Here is a 25,480-nt window from a genome sequence, read left to right as displayed (position 1 = left end):
CAGGGCACGCACGACGGTCTCGGCTCCCCCCGAGACCCAGCCGAGCCGGCTCATGGCGCAATGTACGAGCAGGGTCATGCCGGGGGCGACTCCCAGCCGTGACAGGTCGGCGGCCAGGGTTTCCCGGGTGCGTGGCTGGGGCGTGGCGATGATGGCGGCGTGCTCGGTCATGGAAAGAACAATCGGGAAATATTTGAACTTCAGATAATTGACATATACCTGTACCGCAAATATTATGAATTTATTCGGATTTCAGGTATTTGCCATGTCCATGTCACCTCAAGTCCTGGCGACCGCCACGCAACTGGGCACGGTGCTGCAGGCCGCGCGCAAATCCCAGGGGATGACCCAGTCTGCCCTGGCCGGCCGCATCGGCCTGAGCCAGTCGCGGGTGTCCCACCTGGAACTGCACGCCCATGAGCTGAGCCTGGAGCAGCTGTTGGCCTGGTGCGCCGCGCTCGGGCTGGAATTGACCCTGGGGCCGCGCGGCGGCCAGGCGCCACCGTCCACTGTACACGCGGACTGGTGACATGGGTCGTCGATCGCATGGCCGCAGCCTGTTCATCTGGGCCAACGGCATCCGCGTCGGCCGCTGGACGATCCCCGCGAGAGGAGAAATGGAACTGCATTACGACCCGGATTGGACGGGGGCCGACATCGGCCGGCCGCTTTCGCTGTCGCTGCCGTTCAACCTGCACGGCCTGCCCCTGAAGGGCGAGAGGGTCGCCAACTATTTCGACAACCTCCTGCCCGACAGCGACGTGATCCGCAGGCGCGTGGCCGAGCGCTTCCGGACCGGTTCGACGGATCCCTTCGATCTCCTGAAGGCAGTCGGCAGCGACTGCGTGGGAGCGGTGCAGATACTGGACGAGCACGAGACGCCGGACGGCCACGACCGCATTGAAGGCGTGCCCTTGTCCGACGAGGACATCGAGCGGCATCTGATCGAGACGGTGTCGCCGCGCGCCTTCGGCGCCCAGGGGGATCCGGATGCCGACTTCCGCATTTCACTGGCGGGCGCGCAGGAGAAGACCGCTTTCCTGTGGTGGGACGGCCGATGGCACGCGCCGCGCGGCGCCACTCCCACCACCCACATCTTCAAGCTGCCGCTGGGACTGATGGGCGGCCGGCGGGCGGATTTCACCACCTCGGTCGACAACGAATGGCTGTGCCTGCGGCTGCTCAAGGCCTATGGGCTGGATGCCGCCCATGCCGACATCGCGACCTTCGGCAGGCAGCGCGTGCTGGTCGTCGAGCGTTTCGACCGGCGCGTCGCGCCGGACGGCCGGTGGATCATGCGGCTGCCGCAGGAGGATTTCTGCCAGGTGGCCGGATGCCCGCCGCTGCGCAAGTACGAAAACGAGGGCGGGCCGGGGCTCAAGACCCTGTTCGCCACGCTGCGGCAGTCGGTGAGCCCCGATGCCGACATGAAGACATTGATGGCCGCGCAAGTGCTGTTCTGGCTGTTGCGCGCGCCCGACGGCCACGCCAAGAATTTCAGCATTCATCTCCTGCCGCGCGGTCGCTTCCGGCTGACCAGGCTGTACGACGTGATGTCGGCCTACCCGGTGCTGGGCGAGGGGGCCAATCAATGGTCCAGCCGCGAAATCAAGCTGGCGATGGCGTTGCTGGGCAAGAACCGGCACTATGAGATGCACGGCATCCAGCGCCGGCATTTCGACAGTACGGCACGGAAGGTTGGCTATGCGCCGACGGCCGGGCCGATCATCGAAGAAATCCTGTCGCGTACCCCCGCGGCCATCGCCGAGGCCCACGCGGCGCTGCCCCGGGATTTTTCGCCGCGTGTCGCGGACACCATCCTGGGCGGGCTGCAACGGGCCGCCGATGCGCTGGCGGCAATGGTGTCCTGATTCCCATAGGAGCTGGCAATGTCTCGAATCTTCATCACGGGCTCGGCCGACGGGCTGGGCAAGGCCGCGGCCGGCACGCTGCTCGCGGACGGCCACGAGGTCGTGCTTCACGTGCGCGGTCGGCAGCGGCTCGATGCGGTGCAGGACCTGGTGAGCCGGGGCGCCCGGGTGGTGGCCGGCGATCTGTCGGACCCGGGGCAGGCCGAGGACGTCGCCGGCCAGGTCAACCGCCTGGGGCGGATGGATGCGGTCATCCACAACGCCGGGGTCTATACCGGGCGGCACATACTGCCGGTCAATGTGGTCGCGCCCTATGTGTTGACGGCGCTCATCGCCCGGCCGGATCGCCTGGTGTACCTGAGCAGCGGCATGCATTTCGACGGCCGTCCCCAACTGGACGGCCTGGATTGGCGCGGGCATGGCGAGTCGGCGTCCTACTCGGACAGCAAGCTGTTTGTGACGGCGCTGGCGATGGCGGTGGCCCGGCTGTGGCCGGGCGTTGTCAGCAGCGCGGTCGATCCGGGGTGGGTGCCGACCAAGATGGGAGGCCCCAATGCGCCCGGCGACCTGCGCCTGGGCCACCTGACCCAGGAGTGGCTGGCTGCCGGCACGGACCCGCGCGCCGGCGCGAGCGGCGGATACTGGCACCACCAGCAGCGGCTCGATCCGCATCCCGCCGCGCTCGACGCGGCTTTCCAGGACGAATTGCTGCGCGAGCTGGAACGGGCGACGGGCATCGCGCTGCCCGAGGCCTGACGATGGCGGAAAGCACGATGCGGCAACAATTGATCGATGCGAAGAAGCGCCTGTATCGATGGATGAAGTACCGCCTGACCCGGCCCGCGCCGCCGCCTTTGCCTTTCGACATCACGGGTCCGGTGGTCGTGGTCGGCTCCGCGCCGCAGGCCAACCGGCCGGAGGGCCTGGATGGGCGCTATACCGTCATCACCGTGAACGGATCCCAGTCCGTGGCCGCGCGCTGGGGCATCGAGGTGCCCGACATCACGATGATGATGTTCAACCAGATCGAGGGCACGACGCACAATGCGCGGGAGGTCCGGCGGGTCCTGAGCGGGCGGCGGACGCGCGCGCTCTACGTGCTGCTATGGCGCAAGAACGAACGCGAGCGGCTGGAGCGCGGGCTGGCGTCGTTCGATTACCGCTACGACCACCTCTACATCGTCGACCGCTATGAGCGCATGGCGCTGCTCGACAGGGTCGCGGGCCTGCATTCCCTGGAGATCGACGCCGAGTCGAAGTGCTCGAACGGCATCAACGCCGTGCTGTATGCGCTGCATCACGGCGCTCCTGCCGTCATCATCGCCGGCATCGATCCGGGTTCGGCCGGACACGCCTACAACGATGCGGGCCTGGCGCGGCTGCACGTGCGCATGGACCGGATCATCCTGCAACGCCTGCTCGATGCGGGGCGGCCGGTATTCACCGCCGATCCGCAGGTGTCGCGCGCCACGGGAATTCCCTTGTGGAACGCGGAGCGCGCGGCGTGCGTCACCGGCCGCGCTGCCTGACGTGCAGGAGACGCTCGCGGGTGGAGAACCACTCGTCCGCGTAGTCGTCGTTCCTGTGTTCGTCGAAGTAAGGGCCGCCGGTGGTGAAATGCACCAGTTTGGCGTCGGAACGGTAGTCGTATTCGGCGACCAGCCAGTTCCATGCGGCGGGGAGGTCGCCGATGAGGTCTTCCGATTCGAGCCACTTGAACTGGTGCAGGTCCAGCCCGGTCGCCGTGTTCACATAGTAGGGATCGAGCCTGCGGCATTTCGCATTGTTGAAGAGCAGGACGCTGGACCAGTTCTTCTTCTCGTACCTGGACTGGACCTGTCCCAGGAACTTGGTTTCGCTTCTGGGACGGTAGTCGTGCTTGACGCACATCGCGGCAAAGCGCTCGTCCCGCAAGGCCCAGAGTTCCGCGATGTCCGTGCGCACCAGCGTGTCGCAATCGATGAACAGGGACCAGCCCTGGAAACCGCTCAGGTAAGGCACCAGGAAGCGAGAGAACGAGAACTCGGTCGACTGGAGCGGATTGCGTTCCCGGGCGAAGACGCCTTCCAGGTGATCCAGGGCGACCGGGGTGACGGAAACGGGGATGGAGCTCTTTTCCAGGATGCTCTGACACAGCACGTGATAGGCGGCGACTTCCTTGCTGTCGAAACCTATGTAGATGCGGGCAGTTTCTATCATGGCCGGCCGGGTCGAGTTCTGCGGAACCCATGTTGTACCGGGCCGCGGCTCGGCCGGGCGTATCACAACGTTTCATAAGAAACAGACGCCGGCTCGACATTCGTGCGCGATGGGCAAACAATTGGCCGCATGCCCGTCGCCCGCCGATTCGCCAATACCGCGCTGAAGCTGCTGTACCGCTACACCCACGGTCCCGGCCAGCGCCACAACGAGCGCCTGTGGCCGCACGTGGCGGTGGAACGCGACGCCGACGGCCATGTGGTCGGCTATTCGTACCGGCGCCGGCCACTGCCATTGGCCAATGCGAGCGTGGCCCGGGCAAGCGCGTCCGGAACGGGGCACATCATCGCCAGCGGCCCGTCGATCAATGACATCGACTACGGCCGCCTGTCCTTGTCCGGCGTGATGGGGGTGAACGGCGCCATCGCGCTGCTCGACCGTCATGCCGTACGCTTCGATTACTACTGCTTCAACGACACGGGCTTCGTGCGGGCCCGTCCCGAACTGGTCCGCCGGGTCGTGGAGCAGGAGCTGCTGCTGTTCACCACGCCTTTGTGCCTGTGGCATGTCCTGCAACGGATGCCTCCCGAGGCGTTGCGCTGCCGGCTGTTCCTGGTCGAGAATCCCCAGCGGCGCGCGCTGTTGCCGGCGCGGACCATGGCGCAGGTACGGCGCGAACATCCGGAGCACGAACTGGCTATTTTCGATCTCGACCGCGCGCTGGGATTCAGCCGCGACATCCGCAAGGGCGTGTTCGACGTCGGCACCGTGGCCTACACCGCTCTCCAGATCATGGCCTGGCTGGGGTACGCCGAAATCGTGCTGCATGGCGTGGACCTGCGCAACGCGGCCGCCGCGGGCCGCTTCTACGAATCGCTCGCCGACCGCCTTCCCACCACGCTCGACCAGTACCTGTCCGGCCACATCCTGCCGTCGTTCAACAGGGCGGCGTCGCTGCTGCGCGAATCGGGCGTGCGTATCGTCAACCTGTCTCCGGATGGCGCGCTGTCGGGTGACCCGTTCCAGCAACGGGACTGGCGCGCGCTGGCCGGGAGTTGATGCCGAGGACCATATGGAAGACAGGATCAGGCTTTTCGTCGGATGCGATCCGAACGACTGCGATCTCGAGCAGATGATGGTGCTGGAATACAGCGCGCGCAAGCACTGCTCGCTGCCCATCGACATCGAGTGGATGCGGCTGTCGAGGGATCCGGCCAGTTTCTGGCATGCCGATCCCGGGCAGGGGCGGGGCTGGCGCACGCAGGCGTGGGCCACGCCGTTCTCGGGTTTCCGCTGGGGCGTGCCGGCGTTCTGCGGCTACGAGGGCCGGGCCATCTACCTGGACACCGACATGGTGGTGCTGTGCGACCTGGCCGAACTCTGGCGGATGCCGCTGGACGCCGGCAAGGTGCTTACCGGCAAGGGGCGCAAGACATCGTGGCGTTTTTGCGTGACGGTGTGGGATTGCGCCGCCGCGCGGCCCCACCTGCCATCCATCGAGCGCCTGCGCGCCGAGCCCGATTCGCACCAGCGCATGATGCGCTATTTCTCCGGACATCCCGAGTTGATCGAGTCGATGCACTCGGACTACAACAATATCGATGGCGAGGGAAAGCCGCTTCATGCGATTCGCATCCTGCACTATTCGGACATGGGGACGCAGTTCAGCCACAAATACGCATTCCCCAGGCTGGAGCGGGAAGGCCGCCGGCACTGGTTCGACGGCCGGGTGCTGCCGCACCCCAGGGCCGACCTGGCCGAGCTTTTCGATGCCTGCTATCGCGAAGCGCTGTCCGCGGGCTACGCGCTCGACGACTATCGGTCGCCGTCGCCATTCGGCGACATGATGAAAGCCACCCAACGCGACTATGCCGGCAACCACCGCACCCGCAAACGCTCGCTCTGGTCGCGCCTGGGACTGGGCGGCATGGCGGATTGATCGCTCTCTTGCGAATATCCCGTGACGATTTGGTTACGATAAAAAACAAGTCGTACGGGGCGGCAGAGTAGAGTCGATTGCATCGACCCGTACCACTGCACAAGGGGGCTGCCATCAACCATCCCCGTCATCCCATTCAGCAAGGCTGGTCTGTCGCCTTCGTGATGTCGCCGCGCATCGGCGACACGCTCATCTCGATGGTGGTCGCCAACAATCTCGTCCGCCATGGGATCGATGTCACGGTCTTCAGCCGCCACCTGCACGCCATGCGCAAGTGGTTTCCCGGTTTTCGCATCGAGCCCGAGCTGCATGCGGCGCAGGCGCGGAACCGGCTCGAGCATTTCGACGTCATGCTGCACGCCTACGAATCCGACGTGCTGGACGATGCGCGCGATTGGCATCCGCGAGTGTGGGTCATGGACAGGTGGCCCACGTATCGACAGGTCAAGCCCATGGTGGACATACAGCTGGACCTGTGCCGCCATTGCTTCGGGCTCGATGGCCTGACGCGCGACAACGGCCTGGTCGTGCCGGTCGACGTGGGCGTGACCGCCGTCGGCAATCGGGTGATCATCCATCCCACGGCCAGCGACATCCAGAAGCAATGGCTGCCCGGACGTTTCCTGAAACTGGCCCGCCGGCTGCGGGCCCGGGGCTACGATCCGAGTTTCGTGGTGGCTCCCCGCGAGCACGCGCAATGGGAATGGGTCGAGGCGCAGGGCTTTCGCCTGGTCTCGCACGAATCCCTGGACGATCTGGCTCGCTGGCTTGCAACGGCGCGCATTTTCGTCGGGAATGACTCGGGCCTGGCGCACCTGGCCTCCAACGTGGGCGTGCCCGCCGTGTCGCTCGCGATGCGGCCGCGCATCGCGGTGCGCTGGGCGCCCGGCTGGGCGCTGAGCCTGGCTGTCACCGCGCCGCCGCTGATGCCCGGTCGATGGCTGCGGGAACATTCGTGGAAGTATCTGCTGTCGGTTCGCAAGGTCGACGCAGCGGTCGAGCGGCTGCGCCGGCGGGTGTCGGAAGCCGTACTGGCATTCGATCAGGGGCCTGCGGGCGAGCGGATGACGAACAAGTCGATGATCAATGCCAACCCCATCGCGCAGGCCCCGATGACGAAAAGCCGGGCATAGTCGCCGCCGTCGTGGGCGAACAGGAAGGACAGTCCGTAGGCGGCCAGTGCCTGGAACAGGGCGAAGCCCACCGTGGCGGTCTGCCAGGCCGGGCCCTGCAGAGTAGGGTGGTGGACCAGCAACTCGTGCACACGGCCCAGCACCAGCGGCACGGTGCCGGTCACGAAAGCGCCCACGATCACGCTGGAAGCCGCCAGCCAGGCTGCCCCCAGGCCCAGTGCCGGGATGAGCACGGCCACTGCTTCCAGCGCAAACGAGGCCCGCAGCGCCGGGCCGAAGCCGATCCGGTCGGCCAGCATGCCGGCCAGGACCGGGCCCGCACTCGCGCCGATGCCGAACAGCACCCAGTAGTGCGCTCCCGCCTGCAGGCCGAGACCGAGACCTCGCGCCACGAAATCGACCAGGAAGATCATGTGCGGCACCCATCCCGCGGCGTTGAGCGCATACTCGACGTACAACGCACGTAGCGGGCGGGACGGTGCGGCGGGGCGGCGATGCGAGGGCTCGGCCGCGGCCGGTCTCGTCTGCGCGGGCCAGCCTTTCCACGCCAGGGCGGACAGCAACAGGGACAGGGCGGCCAGGCCCAGCCAGGTCTCGCGTATGCCTTGTCGCAGCCAGAGGGGGACCAGTGTTCCGGACAGCACGATGCCGACGCCGACCCCCATGAAGATGACGCCGCCGGCGAGTCCCCGGCGCGAAGGCGGCACCAGGGGCAGCACCGCGGGCGCGGCAAGCACCATGAGCGCGCCGCCGGCAAGTCCGGACAGAAAGCGCCAGGCGAAGAACCAGACGAAAGAGACCGGCACCGCGCAGGCCAGGCAGGCGATCGTCGCGAGCAACATCATGCCGCGCAGGACCGGGGCGGGCGACCATTTGGCGGCCAGCGGCCGGCCAGCCAGCGCGCCCGCCAGATAGCCGGCCAGGTTGGCCGCGCCCAGGTAGGCGGCCAGGGACGGCGCGAACCAACGGGCGCCGATGATGGCAGGCAGGAGAGGGGTGTAGGCGAAGCGGGCCAGGCCGATGCCGACCAGGCTGGCGCAGAAGCCGGCAAGCACGGCCCATGCCGCGCGATTGCCGCCAGCGACCTTCATCGTCAGGGTGGTGGCTTCCTCGTCCATGTCCTTTCCCGTAATGCAGACCGGAAAAGGCTACGCGCTATCATTTATCTGAAGAAGCGAATTTATAAGATCATGGCTATCTGGAATAAAGATATGTCTCGGCGGCCCCGGCGCGCTGGCATGACGCTGCATGCCGCCCTTCGGAATGGAAGCAAGCATGGACCTGGCTGATCTGAAAACCTTCGAGGCCGTGGCTCGGCATGGCAGCATGAACAAGGCCGCGGCCGAGCTGCATACCGTCCAGTCCAACGTCACGGCCAGGATCCGGGCGCTGGAGGAAGAACTGGGCGTACCCTTGTTCGAACGCCATGCCCGCGGCGTGGTGATCACGCCCGCCGGAGACCGCATCCTGCCCCTGGTCGGCAGGATGTCGCGGTTGACGGCCGAGATACGGGCGGCCGCCGGGGACGACGGCACGCCCGCCGGCAACCTGTCGCTGGGCGGACTGGAGACGACCACGGCGCTGCGCCTGGCGCCGGTGCTCAGTTCCTATGCGCAGGCCCATCCCGCGGTCCGGCTGTCGCTTCGCACGGGCACGACCGCGCGGCTGGTGCAGGACGTCGTCGAATACCGGCTGGAAGGCGCGTTCGTTGCCGGTCCGGTCACGCATCCCGACCTGTACCAGGAAGCCGTCTTCACCGAGGAACTGGCGCTGGTCGGCGGTCCGGCCCTGCGCACGATCAAGTCCTTGGCAAGCGTGCCCGACCTGAAGACCATCGTTTTCCAGCTGGGGTGTTCCTATCGGCAGCGACTCGAGTCGCTGCTGGCCGCAATGGGCATCGTCGTCGCCCGTCCGCTGGAGTTCGGTTCGCTCGACGCCATCGTGAGCTGCGTTGCGGCCGGGGTGGGCGTGACCTTGCTGCCGCGCGGAGTGGCCGCGCCGGCGGCGAAGGCCGGGCGCGTCTCCCTGCACCGCATTCCACGCGAACTCGCGCGGGTGGAGACCTTGTACATCCGGCGCCGGGACGGCTACGTCTCCAGCGCGTCCACGGTGTTCCTGGAGATGGTCCGGGCGTTCCACGGCCGGGGCAGGGGCGGGCGGTAGGACATCGGGCGGCACCGGCCGCGCGTTCTCCAGGCGATGCGATCCCGGAAGCTCCGCAGCTCGTGCTTGACGCCTTCGCCGGATAAAAATATAATGAAATTAGATAAAACAAAATGAAATTAGAAGGCGGAGGCAGATATGGGCCGCATCGTGCGGATGGGTGCCGGGTCGGGTTTCTGGGGCGATGCCCTGGACCCCGCCGAAGAATTGCTGGAACGGGCGAACCTGGACTACCTGTGCTTCGACTATCTGGCCGAACTGACCATGGCGCTGTTGCAGCGGCAGAAGCTGAAGCGGCCCGACGCCGGCTACGTGCCGGATGCGGTGCAGGCCATGATCGCGTTGTTGCCCAAGGCCCGGGCGGCCGGCACGCGCCTGGTCTCCAACGGCGGCGGCGTCAATCCGCGTGCCGCGGCCGGCAGGATTGCCGAGGGCGCGCGCCAGGCGGGCATGGCCGGCGCCCGCGTCGCACTGGTCGAGGGCGACGACATGCTGGGCAAGCTCGATGCATTGATCGCGCAAGGCGTGCCGCTGCGCAATCTGGATACCGGCGATGAGGATTTCGCGGCCATACGCGATCGCGTGGTCTGCGCCAACGTCTATACCGACAGTTCGGGGATAAGCGAGGGACTGGCCGGCGGGGCCGACGTCGTCATCGCCGGACGGGTGTCGGACAATGCGCTGTATGTCGGCCCGTTGGCGCACGAATTCGGCTGGCGTCGCGACGCGGCGCACGTGCATCGGTATGCCGCGGCGGTGACGCTGGGGCACATCGTCGAGTGCGCGGCGGGCTGCTCGGGCGGCATGTCGTCCCGGTTCCTGGAAATGCCGCACATGGGGCGGGTCGGATTCCCCATACTGGAAGTGGACGAAACCGGGAATGCCACCGTGACCAAGCTGGCGGGCAGCGGGGGCCGGGTCGATCAGTGGACAGTCAAGGAACACCTGGTCTACGAAATCGGCGATCCGCGGCGCTATCTGATGCCCGACGCGGTGGCCGACTTCACATCCCTCAGGCTGGATGACCAAGGCCAGGACCGCGTGCGCGTCAGCGGCATGCGGGGAGAGCCCGCGCCCGAGTTGTGGAAGATGGTGGTGGGCTACCAGGACGGCTGGATAGGAGAGACGATGGCCTTTTTCCCGTGGCCCAACGCCTACGACCGCGCGATGAAGGCCCGCGAGACCCTGCTCGAGCGTTTCGAGCGGATGGGCCTGGCGGCCGACCAGGTGCATTTCGATCTCGTCGGCCTGAACACCCTGCACGGGCCCGCGGCGGCGTTTCCCGGCCGGGAATGGGCCAACGAACTGCCCGAGGTGGGCCTGCGCTGCGCGGTGCGCACGCAGACCCAGGAGGAAGCCGACAAGGTGCGGCGCGCCGGGACGAATCTGTGGATCATGGGGCCGGGGGGCACTTCGTTCGGCACGCCGATGAAGCCGCGTCCCGTCATCGCGCTGTGGCCGACGCTCATCCCGCGCGACGCCGTCGAACAGAAGACCGAGATCCTGGTGGCTTGAGGAGCATGCCGATGACGCTGCAAGTGAAAGATATCGCCTACGTGCGCTCCGGGGACAAGGGAGATGTCTGCTCCGTGGGCCTGGTCGCCCGCGGCCCGAGGGAATATGCGTGGCTGCGCGCCAGCGTGACGCCGGCCGATGTGAAGCGGCTCTATGGCGACTGGGTGCAGGGCGAGGTGGAGTGCCATCCCATGGACAACATCGGCGCGGTGGTGGTGGTCATGCGCCATGCGCTCGGGGGTGGCGCCACGCGCACCCTGCGGCTGGACCAGACCGGCAAGTCGCTGGGCTATGCCTTGATGCGCCTGCCGGTGCGCGGCGCCGAGAACCTTTCCTGACGATCGTTCGCCATGGCCATCCTGTCTTCCCGTACACGCACAGACGGCAAGGAGTTCGCCGCCAACGCCGCGGCCTACGCCGAACTTCGCGCGCCGCTGGATGCCGCGCGCCGGCGCGCGATCGAGGGCGGCGGCGAACGCGCGCGCCAGACGCATCTTGCGCGCGGCAAGTTGCTGCCGCGCGAACGGATCAATACCCTGCTGGATCCCGGGACGCCGTTCCTGGAAATCGGGCAACTGGCGGCCGAGGGCCTGTACGACGGCCAGTCGCCGGGCGCGGGCATGATCACCGGGGTCGGGATGGTGGCCGGCCGCGCCTGCGTGATCATGGCCAACGATGCCACGGTCAAGGGCGGCACCTACTATCCGCTCACCATCAAGAAGCAGTTGCGGGCGCAGGCCATCGCCCGCGAGAACGGCCTGCCGTGCGTCTATCTGGTCGATTCCGGCGGCGCCTACCTGCCGCTGCAGGGGGACATCTTTCCCGACGAGCACCACTTCGGAAAGATCTTCCGCAACATCGCCGAGATGTCCGCCCTGGGCCTGAAGCAGGTCGCGGCCGTGCTGGGCGCGTGCACGGCGGGCGGCGCCTACATACCGGCGATGTGCGACGAGACCGTCATCGTCGATCAGGCCGGCACCATCTACCTGGGCGGGCCGCAACTGGTGCAGGCGGCCACCGGCGAACTGGTCGATGCGCAGGCGCTGGGTGGTGCCGACATCCATACGCGCCTGTCCGGCGTCGCCGATCATTTCGCCCATGACGAACTGCACGCGCTGACGCTGGTACGGGACATCATGGCGCGCGGCCAGGCCGCCTCCTTGCCGGCGCCGCCGCGTGTCCCGGTCCCGCCGCGCCATGATCCGGCCGAGCTGCCCGGGCTGATTCCCGCCAACCCCAAGCAGGCCATCCCTGTCCGCGACGTGCTGGCGCGGCTGCTGGACGGCAGCGAATTCGTCGCCTACCGGGAACGCTACGGCGCCAGCCTGGTGTGCGGCACGGGCGCGATAGGCGGGTATCCGGTCGGCGTCCTGGCCAATGACGGCGTGCTGTTCGGCCAGAGCGCGCAGAAGGCCGCCAACTTCATCGAACTGTGCTGCCAGGACAACATCCCGCTGGTGTTCCTGCACAACATCAGCGGCTTCATGGTTGGCGTGCAGTATGAGCAGGGAGGCATCGCCAAGGACGGCGCCAAGATGGTCAACGCCGTCGCGACCGCCCGCGTGCCCAAGTTCAGCGTGGTCATAGGCGGAAGCTACGGCGCCGGCGCCTATGCGATGTGCGGGCGTGCCTTCGGCCCGCGCCTGATGGCGATGTGGCCGAACGCGAGGACGTCGGTGATGGGGGGCGAGCAGGCCGCCACCGTGCTGGCCCTGGTGCGGGCCGAGCAACTGGCGCGCCAGGGCAAGGCGTTTTCCGCCGAGGAGGCCGAGGCGTTCAAGGCGCCGGTACGGGCCGCCTACGACGCCGAGAGCACGGCCCTGTACGCGGCTTCCCGTCTGTGGGTGGACAGCGTGATCGAACCGGCCGACACCCGCGCGTGGTTGACGCTGGGCCTCGCGCTGGCGGCGGGCAGTCCCCGGGAATCGACACGCTTCGGCGTGTTCAGGATGTAGGCCATGTGGAAAAGAATCCTGATCGCGAACCGGGGCGAGATCGCCCGGCGCATCGCGCGCACGTGCCGGCGCCTGGGCATCGAGTACGTGGCCGTCCATTCCGAAGCCGATGCCGCCGCGGCCCACCTGGACGGCGCGGTGGAAACGGTCTGCCTGGGGCCGGGTCCGGCCGGCGACAGCTATCTGCACGGCGCCAGGCTGGTCGAGGCGGCCGTGCGCACGCAATGCCAGGCCGTGCATCCCGGCTACGGTTTCCTGTCCGAGAACAGCGAGTTCGCGGCCGCCGTCGAGCGCGCGGGACTGGTGTTCATCGGCCCCGCGCCCGAGACCATTGCCATGCTGGGAGACAAGGCGCGGGCCAAGGCGCTGATGCGCGCGGCCGGCGTTCCCGTGGTGCCGGGGACCGACGAGGCCAGCGACGACCCCGGGCAGATCGAGGCGCTGGTGCGCGCCATCGACCTGCCGGTATTGCTCAAGCCGTCGGCGGGGGGCGGCGGCAAGGGCATGCGGGTCATCGCGCGCCATGAAGGCTTGGCGCAGGCGATCGAGTCCGCGATCCGGGTGGCGCGCAGCAGCTTCGGCGATGGCCGCATGATCGTCGAGCGCTACATCGACGAGCCGCGCCACATCGAGGTGCAGATATTCGGCGACGGCCGGGGCGACGTGGTGCATCTTTTCGAGCGCGAGTGTTCGCTCCAGCGCCGCCACCAGAAAGTCGTGGAAGAGGCGCCCGCGCCGGGCCTGCCCGCCGAGGCGCGCCTGCGCCTGCTGGAGGCGGCGCTGCAGGGCGCGCGCAGCTTGAACTATCGCAATGCCGGGACCTTCGAGTTCATCGTCGGCCGCGATCTCCAGTGCTACTTCCTGGAGGTGAACACGCGCCTGCAGGTCGAGCATCCCGTCACGGAGGCCGTCACCGGCCTGGACCTGGTGGAGTGGCAACTGCGGGTGGCGGCGGGCGAGCCCTTGCCGCTGGCGCAATCCGCCATCGCATGCCGGGGCCATGCCATCGAGGCGCGTGTCTACGCCGAGGATCCCGCGCACGACTTCCGCCCGTCGCCGGGCACGGTGGCGCGCGCGCGATGGCCCGCGGGCCTGCGGGTGGACACGGCACTGGATGGCTCGGGAGAAGTGCCGCCTTTCTACGACCCCATGGTGGCCAAGATCATCGCCCACGCCGGCGACCGCCAGGCCGCGCTGCATGCGCTCAGGGCGGGGCTGGGCGACACCGTGCTGCTGGGCATCACCACCAACGTGGGTTACCTGGCGCGGGTCCTGGACGATCCGGCGGTCAGGTCCGGACACGTTCACACGCGCTACCTGGACGAGCGCAAGGACCTGCAGTCGCCGCGCAGCCGCGAGGCCGCGGTGGCGGTGGGCGCCGCGCTGCACTTTCCCGCGGCGGCCAGGCCAGGCTCGCCCTGGCTTCCAGGCGCCGGGCAGGGAACGATGGACCGGCATTGCCTGGATGCCGGAACGCCGCTGGGGAGGATGCATTTCGAGCTGGACCAGGAGCCGGTCGCGGCCGGCTTCGTGGCGGCCGACGGCCCGGGCGTGGACGTGGAGGCGGCCGGCAAGGCGTCGCGCGTCTTGCGCGACGCGTCGGGGTTGGGGGGGCGGGTAGGCCCGCACGGCTGGGAGGCCTGCCCGGCCGAATCCGGCTGGCATGTGCTGGTGGACGGCGACCACTACACCGTGCGCCCCCGCAGTACCCGCGAACAGGACGGCGCCAGGCCGGACCGCCTGGCCATCGCGCCGATGTCCGGCGTCATCGCGGCCCTGCCGCTGCGGCCGGGCGATCGGGTCTTGCCGGGCGACACGCTGGCCATCATCGAGGCGATGAAGATGGAACACGCCATCGCCGCCCACGGGGCCGGCACCGTTCGGGCCCTGCGCCATGCGCCGGGAGAGAGCGTCCGCGAGGGCGATCTCATCGTCGAGGTCGATTACGACGCCGCGCCATGACCTTCCATTCCGAGCCGGCGGGCGCCGGCAGCATCGAGACCACCATGAACAAGCCGTTGAGCCATCTTCGAGTCGTGGACCTTTCCCGCATCCTGGCAGGCCCCTGGGCCACGCAGAACCTGGCGGACCTGGGGGCGGAAGTCATCAAGATAGAAAAACCCGGCGCCGGCGACGATACGCGGCAGATGGGGCCGCCGTTCCTGACCGACGAGCATACGGGGGAAGAGGGCGATGCCGCTTATTTCATGAGTTGCAACCGCGGCAAGAAGTCCGTCGCCATCGATTTCTCCGACCCGCGCGGCCAGCGGATCGTCCGGGAGCTGGCGCGAGGCGCCGACGTGTTCGTGGAGAACTACAAGGTCGGCGCGCTGAAGAAATACGGGCTGGACTACGACTCGCTGCGCGAGATCAATCCGGGGCTGGTCTATTGCTCGGTGACCGGATTCGGCCAAACCGGGCCATACAAGGACCGCGCGGGCTACGACTACCTGATCCAGGGCATGGGCGGCCTCATGAGCGTGACGGGTGAGCGCGATGACCTGCCCGGCGGCGGGCCGCAGCGGGCAGGAGTGGCGGTGGCCGACCTGCTGGCCGGCATGTACGCCACCACCGCCATCCTGGCCGCGGTGCAGCACAGGGACCGGGGCCACGGCGGCCAGCACATCGACATCAGCCTGCTGGACTGCATGGTCGGCTCGCTGGTGAACCAGTCGATGAACTACCTGGTCAGCGGCCGCGTGCCGCAGCGCATGGGCAGCGGCCATCCCAACATCGCGCCGTATGCGGTCTATCCGGCGGCGGACGGCCATCTGGTGCTCGCCGTCGGCAACGACACGCAGTTCCGCCGCCTGTGCGAGGCGGTGGGGCAGGCCGAGGTCGGGACCGATTCCCGCTTCGCGACCATCGCGGACCGGGTGCGCAATCGTGCGGAGCTGGATGCGTGGCTGGTGCCGCTCACGCGTTCGCGCACCCTGTCCGACTGGACGTCGCTGCTCGAACGCGCGCAGGTCCCGGGCGGGCCCATCAACGGCATGGACCAGGTGTTCGCCGACGAGCACGTCGTCGCGCGCGGCATGCGCGCCGAGGTGCGGCATCCGCGCTATGGCATGGTGCCGACGGTGCGCAATCCCATGCGCTTCTCGGCCACGCCGCTGGAGCCGGGAAGCGCGCCGCCCATGCTGGGCCAGCATACCGACGAGGTACTGCGGTCGGTGGGCGTGACGCCCGAGCAGCTAGCGGCATTGCGGCAGGCCGGCGTGCTTTGACCAGGAAAACATTCAGGGAACGAGGAGGAGAAGGACATGCGCAAAGCCATCACGACCGACGCCAACGGGCTGGAGGTCCTGGGCATGGGTTTCTATTGGGACGACGTCGAGGTCGGTTATCGCTTCCGGACCCTGGGAAGGACCATCACCGAGGCGGACATCACCCTGTTCATCGGAACCGTGGGCATGGTGGAGGAAATGTTCACCAATCTGGACTACATCGCCTCGCAGTCCATCATCGGGTCGCGCCCGGCGCCCGGTTCGCTGGTCTTCTGCATGGCCGAAGGCCTGCTGATGCAGAGCACGATGCAGCGCACGGGCATGGCCTTCATGGAGGCGGACATCAAGGTGCACAAGCCCACCAATGCCGGCGACACCATCCATGTCGAATGCGAAGTGATCGAGGCCAGGGCGACCAGCAAGGCCGATCGCGGCCTGGTGCGCACCGCCAACCGCGTGGTCAACCAACGGGGCGAGACCGTGCTGACCTACTCGCCGCTGCGCATGGTCAAGACCCGGCCCAACGATTCCACCCTTGCGGGAGACAAATGATGAAAACCTTGCCTTCGATCGGCCTGTGCGTCCTGGTCCTTGCCGCGCAAGGGCTGCCGGCGGCCCGCGCCGCCTATCCCGACAAGCCGGTCACCATCGTGGTGCCGTTCGCCGCGGGCAGCCCGACCGACGCCGTGGCGCGTGTCGTGGCCGAGGCCCTGGGCAAGCGCCTGGGGCAGTCCATGGTGGTCCAGAACCGGCCGGGCGCCACCGGCATGATAGGCAGCGAGTACGTCGCGCGCGCGCAACCGGACGGCTATACCTTGCTGTTCGGCACCAACACGACCCAGGTGGCGAACCAGTATTTCTTCAAGAAGGTGTCCTATGACGGCCTGAAGGATTTCGCGCCGGTGGCCATCGTGGGCGGCGTGCCGCATGCGCTGGTGGTCAATCCGTCGGTACCGGTCAACTCGGTCGCCGAGTTGATCGAATATGCCAAGGCGCATCCCGGCAAGCTGTCCTTCCCCTACGCCAACAGCACCACGCGCATCACCGGCAGCACCTTTCGCGTGATGACGAAGACGCAGATCGAGGCCATCCCGTACAAGGCCTACGGCCAGGCCATCGCCGAGCTGCTGGGCGGGCAGACGCAGATGATGTTCATCGATTTCTCGACCGGTCTTTCCTACATGACCTCGGGCAAGCTCAAGGCGCTGGCCATCACGCCGGACCGCTCGGCCAAGCTGCCGGGCGTGCCTGCCATGAAGGAGGTGCTGCCGGGTTTCGAGATCGGGAACTGGAACGGCCTGTTCGCGCCCACGGGGACTTCGCCCGAGATCATCGACCGGCTCAATCGCGAGATCCGCGCCGTGCTCGAACAACCCGAACTGCGCAAGCAGGTGGACGGCGTGGGCTATGAACTGCTGCCGCCGATGGCGCCGGCCGAGTTCGGCAAGTACATCGCCAAGGAAAGCCGGCACTACGCCAGGCTAACCAAGGCCGCCGACATCCAGCCCGAGTGAGCGGCGGGTATGGCAGCACTCTTTCGAGCCGTCTTTTCGTGTCCAGGAGGCCTGACATGACGACATCCACCGAAGCCCCCGTGCAGTACACGCTGGCCTCAGGCATCGCCACGATCCGCATCAATCGGCCCGGCCAGCGCAATGCGCTGTCGATCGAGGTGTGCGAGCGGCTGCTGGATCTCTGGGACGAGGTCGACCGCGACGAGTCCGTCCGCGCGGTCGTGCTGACCTCGGCCGACTGCGGGACGTTCTCGGCCGGCATGGACCTGAAAGAAGCGGCGAGGGTGCGCGCGGAATCGGGCAAGGACATGCTGGAGCTGCTGCGCGATCCCTTCCACCAGCGCATGCGGCGGGTGTCCAAGCCCATCATCGCCGCCATGACCGGCCACTTCACCGCGGGCGGCATGGTGCTGGCGGCCAACAGCGACATCCGGGTCGGCTTGCAGGGAACGCGGGGAGGCATCTCCGAGGCCAAGGTGGGGCGGGGTTCGCCGTGGGGCGTGCCCATGCTGTGGATGCTGCCTCAGCCCTTCCTGCTGGAGATGATGATGACGGGCGACATGCATCCCATCGAACGTTTCCACCAATTGGGGTTCGTCAACTATGTAGAGGCGACGCCCGCCGCGGTGCGCGAGCGGGCACAGGCGGTGGCCCGCACCATCGCCGACAACGCGCCGCTGACCGTCTGGGCCGCCAAGAAAAGCGTGGGAGCGGCGATGGACCTGGGGTGCGACCGGGGCTTCGAGGCGGCCTGCAAATTCCACGAACGGGTCTATGCCAGCGCGGATGCCATCGAAGGCCCGCGCGCTTTCGCCGAGAAACGCCCGCCGCGCTGGATCGGAGCCTAGCCATGGCCGCGGGCGAGAGCTTCGTCCAGCGCGAGGAACGGGACGGTATCGTCACGCTGACGCTCAATCATCCCGAGACGCTGAACCGTTTTTCCAGCACGGACCAGTTCCTGGAGCTGGCCGGACAGATTCGTCGTGCCCAGGCCGATCCGGCCGCGCGCGTGCTCGTCATCACGGGGCAGGGCAGGGCATTCTGCGCGGGCGGGGACCTCAGGCAGATGGCGCGGCGCGAAATGTTCTCGGCCGGCTCCGTGGCCCAGATACAGGCGCGCTACCGGGACACGGTGCATCAGGTGCCGCTGGCCCTGAGCGAGACCGAGATCCCGGTCATCGCCGCGGTCAACGGGCCGGCCTATGGCGCGGGCTGCGATCTGGCCTGCTTCTGCGACGTGCGCATCGCGGCGCGAAGCGCGCGCTTCTCGGTCAGCTTCGCGCGGCTGGGCATCGTCGCGGGGGATGGCGGGGCGTGGATGCTGCCGCGCCTGGTCGGCCGGTCCAAGGCCATGGAGCTGGCATTCACGGCCGATCCCATCGATGCCGATGAAGCCTTGCGCATCGGCCTGGTGTCCGACGTCGTGCCCGACGACGAATTGCGCGCGCGGGCCGACGGCCTGGCTCGCCGCATCGCCCGGCATCCGCCGCAGGCCATGCGCATGAACAAGCGCCTGCTGCGCGACGCGGAGCGGCATACGCTGGCGACCCACCTGGACGTCGTGGCCGCGTTCCAGGCCATTGCCCACGTCTCCGAGGAACACCTCCAGGCGGTACGCGACGCGCTGGGTTCGCTGGACGAGGGGCGCCGGACGGGGCCCTAGCGGCCAGCGTCCTTGGTGAGCGCGATGCGCTGGGCGACGGCGAAGAGTTCGGGCGCCACTTGCTGGCGCAGGTCTTTTTCCGTCAGGCTGGCGCCCACCGCCATGGCCGCCAGGGCGAACTCCACGGCGGTACCGGCGTGCACCGGCGTGGCGATGGAAGCGGTCTGGTTGGCGACCGGCGAGGCCAGGTAGCACCAGCCGTTCCTGTCCAATTCCTGGAAGGCCGTGCGAGTGTCGGCGATCTGCCGCTGCGCGGCCGGGCCGGCCTCGTCCTCGATCTGGGCCAGCAGCATGCGGCGTTGCTCCTCGGGCTGGCCCCAGAGGTAGGCGCGTCCGGACGCGGACGAGATCATGGAGAAACGGGATCCGGTCGTCAGCCCCAGGCGGACCTTGCCCGAGGGGACGCAGTGCTCGACCACCAGCATGTGCAGCCGGTCGCGCGTGGTCAGGGTCACGTGGACCCCGTACCGCTGGGACAACTCGAGCATGAGCGGTCGCGCCGCCTGGGCGGTGGGCAGGCGGCGCTTGACCGCGCGTCCCAGCGACAGGCAGGCGATATGCGGCTGGTAGACGTCGTTGCCCAGCGATTGCAGGAAATGATGGTTCAGCAGGGTCTGGACGAGCTTGTCCGTGGTCGTTCGCGTCAGCCCGAGCCTGCTCGAGATATCGTCCAGCGACAGCCGGCGGTGGCGGACGTCGAACAGCCGGAGGATCTCCAGCCCCCGACGGAGCGAATCGACCTGGGTGTCGGCGGTCTGCGGCGATTCGAGGGCCGGCTGGCGGGTCCTGACCATGCCTACTCCGACTGGCCGGCGCTGAGCTCGGCCTCGAGCCTGGCCTTGAGCGCCAGCAGTCCTGGGGCGACTTCCTGCTTCAGCCGCGGCAGGGCCAGCGCGTTCGAGGGCGCGGCGCAGCCCAGCGCATAGGTGTGCGGTCCCTCGGGGGTGTCGATCACGAGCGCCACGCCGTTGGTTCCCGCCTCCAGCGTCCCCGCCGCCACGCAATATCCCTGGCTGGCCATCTGGGCGACGGCATGAGGCACTTCCCGGCTCAGGGATTCCCAGGCCGGGGGATCGGCAAGCCTCAACTTCTCGAGAAAGGCCAGACGCTCGGCGTCGCCCATGGCGCCTACCAGCGCCCTGCCCAGCGCCGAACGGTCGATGCGCAGGCGCGAGCCCGCGCGCACTCTCAAGGTGAACAGCATTTCCCGGCCATGGGTGACCTCGTTGCACACCATGCTGCTGGCATTGGCCGAGGCCAGGACCACCGAGACGCGGTGCTCGTCGGCGAACTGCTGCATCAGCGGCCTTGCCAGCACGACGAAATCGCTGTGAGTGGCCGCGGCGAAGCCCAGCGCGAGCACCGGCATTCCCAGGCGGTAGGCGGCCCGCTGCGCCGAATACTCCAGGTAGCCTGCGTCCAGCAGGTTGGAGGTCAGCCGCGAGACGGTGGGCTTGGGCAGGCCGGTAAGCGCGGCCAGTTCGGAATTGGTCAACCAGCCGTTCTCCGGCTCGAAGGCGGAGAGTATCGTGAGTCCGCGGGCCAGGACGCGGACGTCCCGGGTGCCCGGTTGTCGAGATGACGGGGTGGCGACGTTCTGCATGAGGCTGGGAAAGAAAATGGCCTCAATTGTATATGTGAACGTTCGCGCAATCGCGCCGGCAAGCCCCCCGCATGCGGGCCTTGCGGTCAGTCCCACTCGGGCGCGAGGCCCTGCGGATCGACCTCGCGGCCATTGCGCTCCAACGCGGCGATCTGCGCCATGTCGCCGGCATCGAGCTTCAGGTCGCGGGCAAGCAGATTGCTGGCCAGGTTCTCGCGCTTGGTGGAAGAGGGGATCACCGCATAGCCGAGTTGCAGCGCCCAGGCCAGCGCGACCTGCGCCACGGTGGCCTGGTGCCTGGCGGCGATCGCGGCCAGCACCGGATCCTTCAGCACCTTGCCGTAGGCCAGCGTCATGTACGAGGTCACGGTGATGCCTTGCTCCTTCAGGAACGCGGCCAGCTTGCGGTTCTGCAGGTAGGGGCTGAGCTCGATCTGGTTGGTGGCGATCTCGCCCTTGCCGAGCAGCTCGATGGCTTGCCTGGTCAGCGCGATGTTGAAGTTGGAGATGCCGATCTGGCGGGTCAGGCCCAGTGCCTTGGCCTCGGCCAGCGCCGCCAGCGTCTCGATCAACGCGATGCCGTTGCCCGGCGCCGGCCAGTGGATCAGGGTCAGGTCGACGTAGTCCGTGCGCAGCTTGTCCAGGCTGGCGCGCAGGCTGGGCACCAGCTTGTCCTTGGCGTAGTTGTCCGTCCAGATCTTGGTGGTCAGGAAGAGATCGCCGCGCTGGATGCCGCTCTGGGCCACGGCCTGGCCGACCTCGGCTTCGTTGCCGTAGATCTGCGCGGTGTCGATGGCGCGGTAACCCACGTCCAGGGCGTTGCGGACCGAGTCGATGACGGTCTGGCCGGTCAGGCGGAAGGTGCCGGCGCCGAAAGAAGGAATGCTCATGGAAGGTCTCCTGGATAGCGAGGGTATGGCTGGCATTCTGCCGGCTTTACCTTTGCGGATGAAGCGCGGTATAAGCCAAATACATTTGAATTAAAGTCAATAATGAGCGCGCGTTTCCTCGGGTGCTAGAATTCTCCCCGCAGTGTTCTCCCGGACGCGGCCGTAAGCGTTTACGTCAACCAACGCATCACCAGCGGCACCCGTGGCCGGCTGGCGGTGTGCGTTGGCGCCGCGTGGTCCATCGTTCTCCTCCATCCCTCCGCACCGTGCCGCCCTGACTCCCAAGGAGCGGCGGTCGATGTCGAACGTCCTGCAGTATTCCCCCTTGCGCCGCCTGGTCTGGATGACCGTGGCGCTGTTCCTGAGCTATCTCGCGGTGGCCATGGCGATGCCGGCCGTGGCCGTGCATGTCTCGCGCACGCTGGGCATGGGCAATGTCGCCTCCGGCCTGGCCGTGGGCATCGCGTTTCTTTCCACCATCCTGAGCCGCGGCTGGGCCGGCCGGCTGGCCGACGAACGAGGCGGCAAGTCCGGCATGTTCCGTGGCCTGGCCCTGTACGGGCTGGCCTCGCTGCTGTGCCTGGCCTCGTCGCTGCCGGTGCTGGGACATGGCATCGTGTCCTATGCGGTCCTGCTGGCGGGCCGGCTGATGCTGGGGTTGGGCGAGAGCCTGGCCCTGGTCGGCATGCTGGCGTGGAGCATGGCAATGATGGGGCCGGCGCGCTCCGGCCTGGTCATGGCCGTGTTCGGCATGGGCATGTACGGCGCGTTCGCGGCGGGCGGTCCACTGGGCCTGTGGCTGTTGCAGGACCTGGGGTTCGCCGGCCTGATGGCGATCTGCGTCGCGCTGCCGCTGCTGGGCGCGCTGATGCTGTGGCCGCTCGCGCCCGCCGTGCCGGCGCAGGCGGGCCGGCGTCCACCGTTCGCGCAGGTGCTGGGGCGCATCTGGGGGCCCGGGGTCGTGGTCGGCCTGCAAGGCATAGGCTTCGCCGCGCTGGGCGCGTTCTTCCCGCTGTATTTCCTGGCCAGGGGCTGGGACGGCGCAGGTTATGGGCTGACGTGCTTCGGCCTGGGTTTCGTCGCGGTGCGGGTGCTGTTCGGCTCCTTGCCCGATCGCGTCGGCGGCGTGCCGGTGGCGCTGGTGTCGCTGCTGGTGGAGGCCGTGGGGCAGGCGCTGCTGTGGCTGGCCCCCGGACCGGAGGTGGCCATGGCAGGCGCGCTGCTGACGGGCATGGGATGCTCGATGGTGTTCCCGGCGATGGGGCTCGAGGCGGTCCGGCGCGTGCCGGCGCACCTGCGCGGGACCGCGATAGGCGGTTTCGCCGCCTTCCAGGATCTTGCCTATGGCGTGACCGGCCCGTTGGCCGGTTGGATCGCCGACCATTTCAGCCATGCCCAGGTCTTCCTGGTCGGCGGCTTGGCGGCGGCCCTGGGGGCGGCGATCACCGCCAGGCTGCGCGATGCCGGATCGTCTGCCAGCCATTGCCGGGGTTGACGCACCCGGGCGGCTTTCCTAGAATGCTAGCAATCTAGCAATCAGGGTCGCCATGGCCGAGGAAGAGATCAAGCAGTTCAACGTCTATCTGCCGGTCGGCCTGATCCGGCAGGTCAAGCATCACGCCATCGAATCGGAGTCCTCGCTCTCGGCCCTGGTGGCCGAGGCGCTGCGCGCCTATCTCGACGCACAGCGGCCCGGGCGCCGATCTACCAAGAAGGAGAAGTGACATGAAGTCCGAGCGGATCGAAGCCGTGTTCCTGACTACCCACAACTGGGGCAAGGCGGCCAGGTTCTTCCAGGCACTGGGTTTCACGCTGGAGTTCGAGACCGACCACAACTCTGGCCAGTTGCGCAATGGCGACGGCCCTTACCTGTTCATCGCCGAGGTCCCTGAAAGCGAGAAACCCGAGTCGCAGATCGTGCTGAAGCTGCCCGATGCGGACGCGTTCCAGCCCGAGCCCATCGTCGAGGTGGTCACGCCGTTCGAGGACACGCACTGGGGCACGCGGGACATGACGGTCCGCGATCCCGATGGCCGCATCTGGCGGTTGCAGGCGCCGGCCCAGGCTGGAAAGTGAGCGACGGTCATGGTTGATGAACAGGATGTGGCACCCGACAGCACGGCGGCGCGGGTGGCCTTGTGGCGCGCCTTGCATGTCGAGGTCGATGCGCCGCCGCACGTGCTGGAGGACGAGATCGGCCTGCGCCTGCTGGCGCCGGAGCCGGGCTGGCAGCGCCGCGGGGACATGGACCAGGGGTTCACCCGGCCGTTTCGCGCGTCCATCGTGGGCCGGGCCCGTTTCATCGAGGACCTGGTCGTGGAGCAGGCCGGCCGTGGCCTGGAGCAGTACGTCATCCTGGGCGCCGGGCTGGACAGCTTCGCGCAGCGTCGGCCCGATGTGGCGTCGCGGCTGAGGGTGTTCGAAATCGATCGGCCGGGGCCGCAGGAGTGGAAGCGGCGGCGGCTGCTCGAACTGGGCTTGGGGATGCCCGATTGGCTGCGTTTCGTGCCGGTCGACTTCGAGGCCGGGGAGTCCTGGTGGGACCGCCTGCTGGCAGCGGGGTTCGATGGCCGCAAGCCGGCGGTCGTGGTGTCCACCGGCGTCAGCATGTACCTGACCAAGGAGGCGAACGCCGCCACGCTGCGCCAGATGGCGACGCTGGCGCCAGGATCCACGTTCGCGATGTCGTTCCTGCTGCCGCTGGAGATGGCGGATCCCGAGGTGCGTCCGGGCATGGAGATGGCCGAGAAGGGCGCGCGCGCCAGCGGGACGCCGTTCGTGAGCTTCTTCCTGCCATTGCAGATCCTTCAGCTGGCGCGCGAGCAGGGATTCAAGCAAGCGCGGCATGTCTCGGCCGACGAGCTCGCGCGGCGGTATTTCGCGGACCGCGCGGACGGCCTGCGGCCGCCGGCCAATGCGGAGGAACTGCTGGTGGCGGCTAACTAGGGCCTGTTCCCGCTAGCCGGCCGCCTTGCAAGATCCGTTCACCATTGTTGTGAAAACCTGTTTCACGGCGGCGCGGAAATCGCCGTGCATTGGGTTATCCTCGCGGCAACGCGAAGAACGGATCCCGCATGATCAGGTTGAGGACGGCGGGCGCGGCGGCCCTGGTTTGCTCCATCCTGGCCGGCTGCGCCCAGTACACCGCGCTGCCGCGCCCAGGCTACGAGTCGCGGGGGACCGAGGACATGTCCTCGGACCAGATGATGCAGACCGATTTCAATCGGACCCTGACCATCGCCATGCGCGACAACCTGTCGAGCCTGATGTCGCTGATGACCAAGCTCTACAAGCGCAATCCGCGCGAGTGGCGCAAGTCCGGCAAGCCCTCCATGGAGGCCGCCGCCGAGACGGTCAGGCTGTCCATCGACGCCCGTACGCCGCCCGCCGGGCTCCAGGGCCTGCACGACGTCGAGATCCTGGCCGTGTCGCTCGATCCCGCCTACCAGGGCGACCGCGTCGCAGCCTTCATCTACGGCATGGCCGATACCATCGTCGCGGCGCACGACGGCAAGACGCGTTTCTATGCCTTCGATCTGCTGGACGGCGACCGGGTCTACAACGCGGCCCGCAACGTCGAGGCCGCCGCCTGGCTGCTGGGCAGCCGGCGCGATGCCCGCGGCGAGCCGCTGCTGCTGGCCAACGAATGGACGGACAAGCAGGTGAACCTGAGTTTCGAGCGCGAGTTCGGCGCCATCATCGGGCGCCTGGACCTGATCGCCAATCTGCTGGGCGAGAACTCCCGCCGGCTGGGGATCAACTACGCGCAGAACCTGATGCTGTTTTCCTTCCTCCCGGTGCGCTAGAG

27 protein-coding genes are annotated in these 25,480 nt (G+C 67.9%); 22 read left to right on the top strand and 5 right to left on the bottom strand.

The genetic code is table 11. The features are described from left to right. The first annotated feature begins 265 nt into the window (after positions 1-265). Genes R4823_RS14300 through R4823_RS14285 form a run of 4 tightly spaced genes read left to right on the top strand, consistent with a single transcriptional unit; the run spans position 266 to position 3,400 of the window. Positions 266-529 carry a helix-turn-helix transcriptional regulator gene (locus R4823_RS14300; protein ID WP_279819365.1) on the top strand — a complete coding sequence of 88 codons (264 nt, stop codon included), beginning with the start codon at positions 266-268 and terminating at the stop codon, positions 527-529. A 1-nt stretch (position 530) separates the two neighbouring features. Then, the gene (locus R4823_RS14295; protein ID WP_279819367.1) at positions 531-1,871 is read left to right on the top strand and encodes a type II toxin-antitoxin system HipA family toxin; all 1,341 of its coding nucleotides are present in this window, start codon (positions 531-533) and stop codon (positions 1,869-1,871) included. Positions 1,872-1,889: 18 nt separating this feature from the next. Continuing rightward, the gene (locus R4823_RS14290; protein WP_338615225.1) at positions 1,890-2,627 is read left to right on the top strand and encodes an SDR family NAD(P)-dependent oxidoreductase; all 738 of its coding nucleotides are present in this window, start codon (positions 1,890-1,892) and stop codon (positions 2,625-2,627) included. Positions 2,628-2,644: 17 nt separating this feature from the next. After that, positions 2,645-3,400, top strand: a complete 756-nt coding sequence (locus R4823_RS14285; RefSeq protein ID WP_087840264.1) for a membrane-anchored protein — start codon at positions 2,645-2,647, stop codon at positions 3,398-3,400. On the opposite strand, the gene R4823_RS14280 is transcribed toward R4823_RS14285, so the two are convergent. After that, complete coding sequence (locus R4823_RS14280) at positions 3,381-4,070, bottom strand: glycosyltransferase (protein ID WP_087840025.1); 690 nt, start codon at positions 4,068-4,070, stop codon at positions 3,381-3,383. The genes R4823_RS14285 and R4823_RS14280 overlap by 20 nt on opposite strands. Positions 4,071-4,199: 129 nt before the next feature. On the opposite strand from R4823_RS14280, the gene R4823_RS14275 reads away from it, so the two are divergent. The 3 genes from R4823_RS14275 (at position 4,200) to R4823_RS14265 (ending at position 7,142) form a co-directional block, all read left to right on the top strand. Continuing rightward, positions 4,200-5,129, top strand: a complete 930-nt coding sequence (locus R4823_RS14275) for a hypothetical protein (RefSeq protein WP_087840026.1) — start codon at positions 4,200-4,202, stop codon at positions 5,127-5,129. Between the two features lie 13 nt (positions 5,130-5,142). Continuing rightward, the gene (locus R4823_RS14270) at positions 5,143-6,009 is read left to right on the top strand and encodes a glycosyl transferase (protein ID WP_087840027.1); all 867 of its coding nucleotides are present in this window, start codon (positions 5,143-5,145) and stop codon (positions 6,007-6,009) included. A gap of 77 nt (positions 6,010-6,086) precedes the next feature. Then, a complete protein-coding gene (locus R4823_RS14265) occupies positions 6,087-7,142 on the top strand; it encodes a glycosyltransferase family 9 protein (RefSeq protein ID WP_132978811.1) in 1,056 nt (351 codons plus the stop codon). Here the strand turns inward: R4823_RS14265 and R4823_RS14260 are convergent. After that, on the bottom strand, positions 7,052-8,233 hold the full coding sequence (locus tag R4823_RS14260; RefSeq protein WP_279819411.1) for a YbfB/YjiJ family MFS transporter: 1,182 nt from the start codon (positions 8,231-8,233) through the stop codon (positions 7,052-7,054). The genes R4823_RS14265 and R4823_RS14260 overlap by 91 nt on opposite strands. Before the next feature lie 184 nt (positions 8,234-8,417). Between R4823_RS14260 and R4823_RS14255 the strand changes: the two genes are divergently transcribed. The 10 genes from R4823_RS14255 to R4823_RS14210 all read left to right on the top strand — a co-directional run bounded on the left by R4823_RS14255 (position 8,418) and on the right by R4823_RS14210 (position 19,179). Continuing rightward, on the top strand, positions 8,418-9,305 hold the full coding sequence (locus tag R4823_RS14255; protein ID WP_279819374.1) for a LysR family transcriptional regulator: 888 nt from the start codon (positions 8,418-8,420) through the stop codon (positions 9,303-9,305). A gap of 138 nt (positions 9,306-9,443) precedes the next feature. Then, on the top strand, positions 9,444-10,820 hold the full coding sequence (locus R4823_RS14250; protein WP_338615224.1) for an acyclic terpene utilization AtuA family protein: 1,377 nt from the start codon (positions 9,444-9,446) through the stop codon (positions 10,818-10,820). A gap of 11 nt (positions 10,821-10,831) precedes the next feature. Next, entirely contained in the window at positions 10,832-11,158 is a 327-nt protein-coding gene (locus R4823_RS14245; protein ID WP_087840031.1) for a hypothetical protein, read from the top strand. 12 nt (positions 11,159-11,170) lie between these two features. Further along, positions 11,171-12,775 (top strand): carboxyl transferase domain-containing protein, encoded by a 1,605-nt coding sequence (locus tag R4823_RS14240; RefSeq protein WP_087840032.1) that lies wholly within the window; start codon positions 11,171-11,173, stop codon positions 12,773-12,775. Between the two features lie 3 nt (positions 12,776-12,778). Next, the gene (locus R4823_RS14235) at positions 12,779-14,737 is read left to right on the top strand and encodes a biotin carboxylase N-terminal domain-containing protein (protein ID WP_087840033.1); all 1,959 of its coding nucleotides are present in this window, start codon (positions 12,779-12,781) and stop codon (positions 14,735-14,737) included. Then, the gene (locus R4823_RS14230) at positions 14,734-16,002 is read left to right on the top strand and encodes a CaiB/BaiF CoA-transferase family protein (RefSeq protein ID WP_338615223.1); all 1,269 of its coding nucleotides are present in this window, start codon (positions 14,734-14,736) and stop codon (positions 16,000-16,002) included. Before R4823_RS14235 ends, R4823_RS14230 begins: the two co-directional genes overlap by 4 nt. A gap of 36 nt (positions 16,003-16,038) precedes the next feature. After that, positions 16,039-16,554 carry a MaoC family dehydratase N-terminal domain-containing protein gene (locus R4823_RS14225; RefSeq protein ID WP_087840034.1) on the top strand — a complete coding sequence of 172 codons (516 nt, stop codon included), beginning with the start codon at positions 16,039-16,041 and terminating at the stop codon, positions 16,552-16,554. Beyond that, positions 16,551-17,516 carry a tripartite tricarboxylate transporter substrate binding protein gene (locus tag R4823_RS14220; protein WP_279819383.1) on the top strand — a complete coding sequence of 322 codons (966 nt, stop codon included), beginning with the start codon at positions 16,551-16,553 and terminating at the stop codon, positions 17,514-17,516. Before R4823_RS14225 ends, R4823_RS14220 begins: the two co-directional genes overlap by 4 nt. 56 nt (positions 17,517-17,572) lie before the next feature. Beyond that, on the top strand, positions 17,573-18,364 hold the full coding sequence (locus R4823_RS14215; RefSeq protein ID WP_132978818.1) for an enoyl-CoA hydratase/isomerase family protein: 792 nt from the start codon (positions 17,573-17,575) through the stop codon (positions 18,362-18,364). Positions 18,365-18,366: 2 nt separating this feature from the next. After that, complete coding sequence (locus tag R4823_RS14210; RefSeq protein WP_087840037.1) at positions 18,367-19,179, top strand: enoyl-CoA hydratase-related protein; 813 nt, start codon at positions 18,367-18,369, stop codon at positions 19,177-19,179. On the opposite strand, the gene R4823_RS14205 is transcribed toward R4823_RS14210, so the two are convergent. The 3 genes from R4823_RS14205 to dkgB form a co-directional block, all read right to left on the bottom strand. Continuing rightward, complete coding sequence (locus R4823_RS14205; RefSeq protein ID WP_087840038.1) at positions 19,176-19,973, bottom strand: helix-turn-helix domain-containing protein; 798 nt, start codon at positions 19,971-19,973, stop codon at positions 19,176-19,178. The genes R4823_RS14210 and R4823_RS14205 overlap by 4 nt on opposite strands. Positions 19,974-19,975: 2 nt before the next feature. Then, positions 19,976-20,782: an IclR family transcriptional regulator gene (locus R4823_RS14200; RefSeq protein ID WP_087840039.1), complete on the bottom strand. Its 807-nt coding sequence runs from the start codon at positions 20,780-20,782 to the stop codon at positions 19,976-19,978. Between the two features lie 86 nt (positions 20,783-20,868). Then, the gene (gene dkgB, locus R4823_RS14195; RefSeq protein WP_338615222.1) at positions 20,869-21,672 is read right to left on the bottom strand and encodes a 2,5-didehydrogluconate reductase DkgB; all 804 of its coding nucleotides are present in this window, start codon (positions 21,670-21,672) and stop codon (positions 20,869-20,871) included. A 298-nt stretch (positions 21,673-21,970) separates the two neighbouring features. On the opposite strand from dkgB, the gene R4823_RS14190 reads away from it, so the two are divergent. The 5 genes from R4823_RS14190 (at position 21,971) to R4823_RS14170 (ending at position 25,478) form a co-directional block, all read left to right on the top strand. After that, positions 21,971-23,167, top strand: coding sequence for an MFS transporter (locus R4823_RS14190; RefSeq protein ID WP_338615221.1), 1,197 nt, complete (start codon positions 21,971-21,973; stop codon positions 23,165-23,167). 52 nt (positions 23,168-23,219) lie between these two features. After that, positions 23,220-23,396: a ribbon-helix-helix protein, CopG family gene (locus R4823_RS14185; protein WP_279819389.1), complete on the top strand. Its 177-nt coding sequence runs from the start codon at positions 23,220-23,222 to the stop codon at positions 23,394-23,396. Position 23,397: 1 nt separating this feature from the next. Then, the gene (locus R4823_RS14180) at positions 23,398-23,748 is read left to right on the top strand and encodes a glyoxalase (protein WP_087840042.1); all 351 of its coding nucleotides are present in this window, start codon (positions 23,398-23,400) and stop codon (positions 23,746-23,748) included. Positions 23,749-23,757: 9 nt separating this feature from the next. After that, complete coding sequence (locus R4823_RS14175) at positions 23,758-24,618, top strand: class I SAM-dependent methyltransferase (protein WP_338615220.1); 861 nt, start codon at positions 23,758-23,760, stop codon at positions 24,616-24,618. 128 nt (positions 24,619-24,746) lie between these two features. Further along, positions 24,747-25,478, top strand: coding sequence for a hypothetical protein (locus tag R4823_RS14170; protein ID WP_087840267.1), 732 nt, complete (start codon positions 24,747-24,749; stop codon positions 25,476-25,478). Positions 25,479-25,480: the final 2 nt, after the last annotated feature.

It is taken from the genome of Pigmentiphaga sp. CHJ604, assembly GCF_036972535.1.
Lineage (GTDB): Bacteria > Pseudomonadota > Gammaproteobacteria > Burkholderiales > Burkholderiaceae_B > Pigmentiphaga > Pigmentiphaga daeguensis.
Note: the sequence above shows the minus strand (reverse complement) of the source record. Positions and strands in the feature narration are given on the sequence as shown.

Coding starts and splice junctions, on each gene's coding strand:
- R4823_RS14300 (WP_279819365.1), top strand. CDS start 266: ATGTCCATGTCACCTCAAGTCCTGGCGACCGCCACGCAACTGGGCACG.
- R4823_RS14295 (WP_279819367.1), top strand. CDS start 531: ATGGGTCGTCGATCGCATGGCCGCAGCCTGTTCATCTGGGCCAACGGC.
- R4823_RS14290 (WP_338615225.1), top strand. CDS start 1,890: ATGTCTCGAATCTTCATCACGGGCTCGGCCGACGGGCTGGGCAAGGCC.
- R4823_RS14285 (WP_087840264.1), top strand. CDS start 2,645: ATGCGGCAACAATTGATCGATGCGAAGAAGCGCCTGTATCGATGGATG.
- R4823_RS14280 (WP_087840025.1), bottom strand. CDS start 4,070: ATGATAGAAACTGCCCGCATCTACATAGGTTTCGACAGCAAGGAAGTC.
- R4823_RS14275 (WP_087840026.1), top strand. CDS start 4,200: ATGCCCGTCGCCCGCCGATTCGCCAATACCGCGCTGAAGCTGCTGTAC.
- R4823_RS14270 (WP_087840027.1), top strand. CDS start 5,143: ATGGAAGACAGGATCAGGCTTTTCGTCGGATGCGATCCGAACGACTGC.
- R4823_RS14260 (WP_279819411.1), bottom strand. CDS start 8,233: ATGAAGGTCGCTGGCGGCAATCGCGCGGCATGGGCCGTGCTTGCCGGC.
- R4823_RS14255 (WP_279819374.1), top strand. CDS start 8,418: ATGGACCTGGCTGATCTGAAAACCTTCGAGGCCGTGGCTCGGCATGGC.
- R4823_RS14250 (WP_338615224.1), top strand. CDS start 9,444: ATGGGCCGCATCGTGCGGATGGGTGCCGGGTCGGGTTTCTGGGGCGAT.
- R4823_RS14245 (WP_087840031.1), top strand. CDS start 10,832: ATGACGCTGCAAGTGAAAGATATCGCCTACGTGCGCTCCGGGGACAAG.
- R4823_RS14240 (WP_087840032.1), top strand. CDS start 11,171: ATGGCCATCCTGTCTTCCCGTACACGCACAGACGGCAAGGAGTTCGCC.
- R4823_RS14235 (WP_087840033.1), top strand. CDS start 12,779: ATGTGGAAAAGAATCCTGATCGCGAACCGGGGCGAGATCGCCCGGCGC.
- R4823_RS14230 (WP_338615223.1), top strand. CDS start 14,734: ATGACCTTCCATTCCGAGCCGGCGGGCGCCGGCAGCATCGAGACCACC.
- R4823_RS14225 (WP_087840034.1), top strand. CDS start 16,039: ATGCGCAAAGCCATCACGACCGACGCCAACGGGCTGGAGGTCCTGGGC.
- R4823_RS14220 (WP_279819383.1), top strand. CDS start 16,551: ATGATGAAAACCTTGCCTTCGATCGGCCTGTGCGTCCTGGTCCTTGCC.
- R4823_RS14215 (WP_132978818.1), top strand. CDS start 17,573: ATGACGACATCCACCGAAGCCCCCGTGCAGTACACGCTGGCCTCAGGC.
- R4823_RS14210 (WP_087840037.1), top strand. CDS start 18,367: ATGGCCGCGGGCGAGAGCTTCGTCCAGCGCGAGGAACGGGACGGTATC.
- R4823_RS14205 (WP_087840038.1), bottom strand. CDS start 19,973: ATGGTCAGGACCCGCCAGCCGGCCCTCGAATCGCCGCAGACCGCCGAC.
- R4823_RS14200 (WP_087840039.1), bottom strand. CDS start 20,782: ATGCAGAACGTCGCCACCCCGTCATCTCGACAACCGGGCACCCGGGAC.
- dkgB (WP_338615222.1), bottom strand. CDS start 21,672: ATGAGCATTCCTTCTTTCGGCGCCGGCACCTTCCGCCTGACCGGCCAG.
- R4823_RS14190 (WP_338615221.1), top strand. CDS start 21,971: ATGTCGAACGTCCTGCAGTATTCCCCCTTGCGCCGCCTGGTCTGGATG.
- R4823_RS14185 (WP_279819389.1), top strand. CDS start 23,220: ATGGCCGAGGAAGAGATCAAGCAGTTCAACGTCTATCTGCCGGTCGGC.
- R4823_RS14180 (WP_087840042.1), top strand. CDS start 23,398: ATGAAGTCCGAGCGGATCGAAGCCGTGTTCCTGACTACCCACAACTGG.
- R4823_RS14175 (WP_338615220.1), top strand. CDS start 23,758: ATGGTTGATGAACAGGATGTGGCACCCGACAGCACGGCGGCGCGGGTG.
- R4823_RS14170 (WP_087840267.1), top strand. CDS start 24,747: ATGATCAGGTTGAGGACGGCGGGCGCGGCGGCCCTGGTTTGCTCCATC.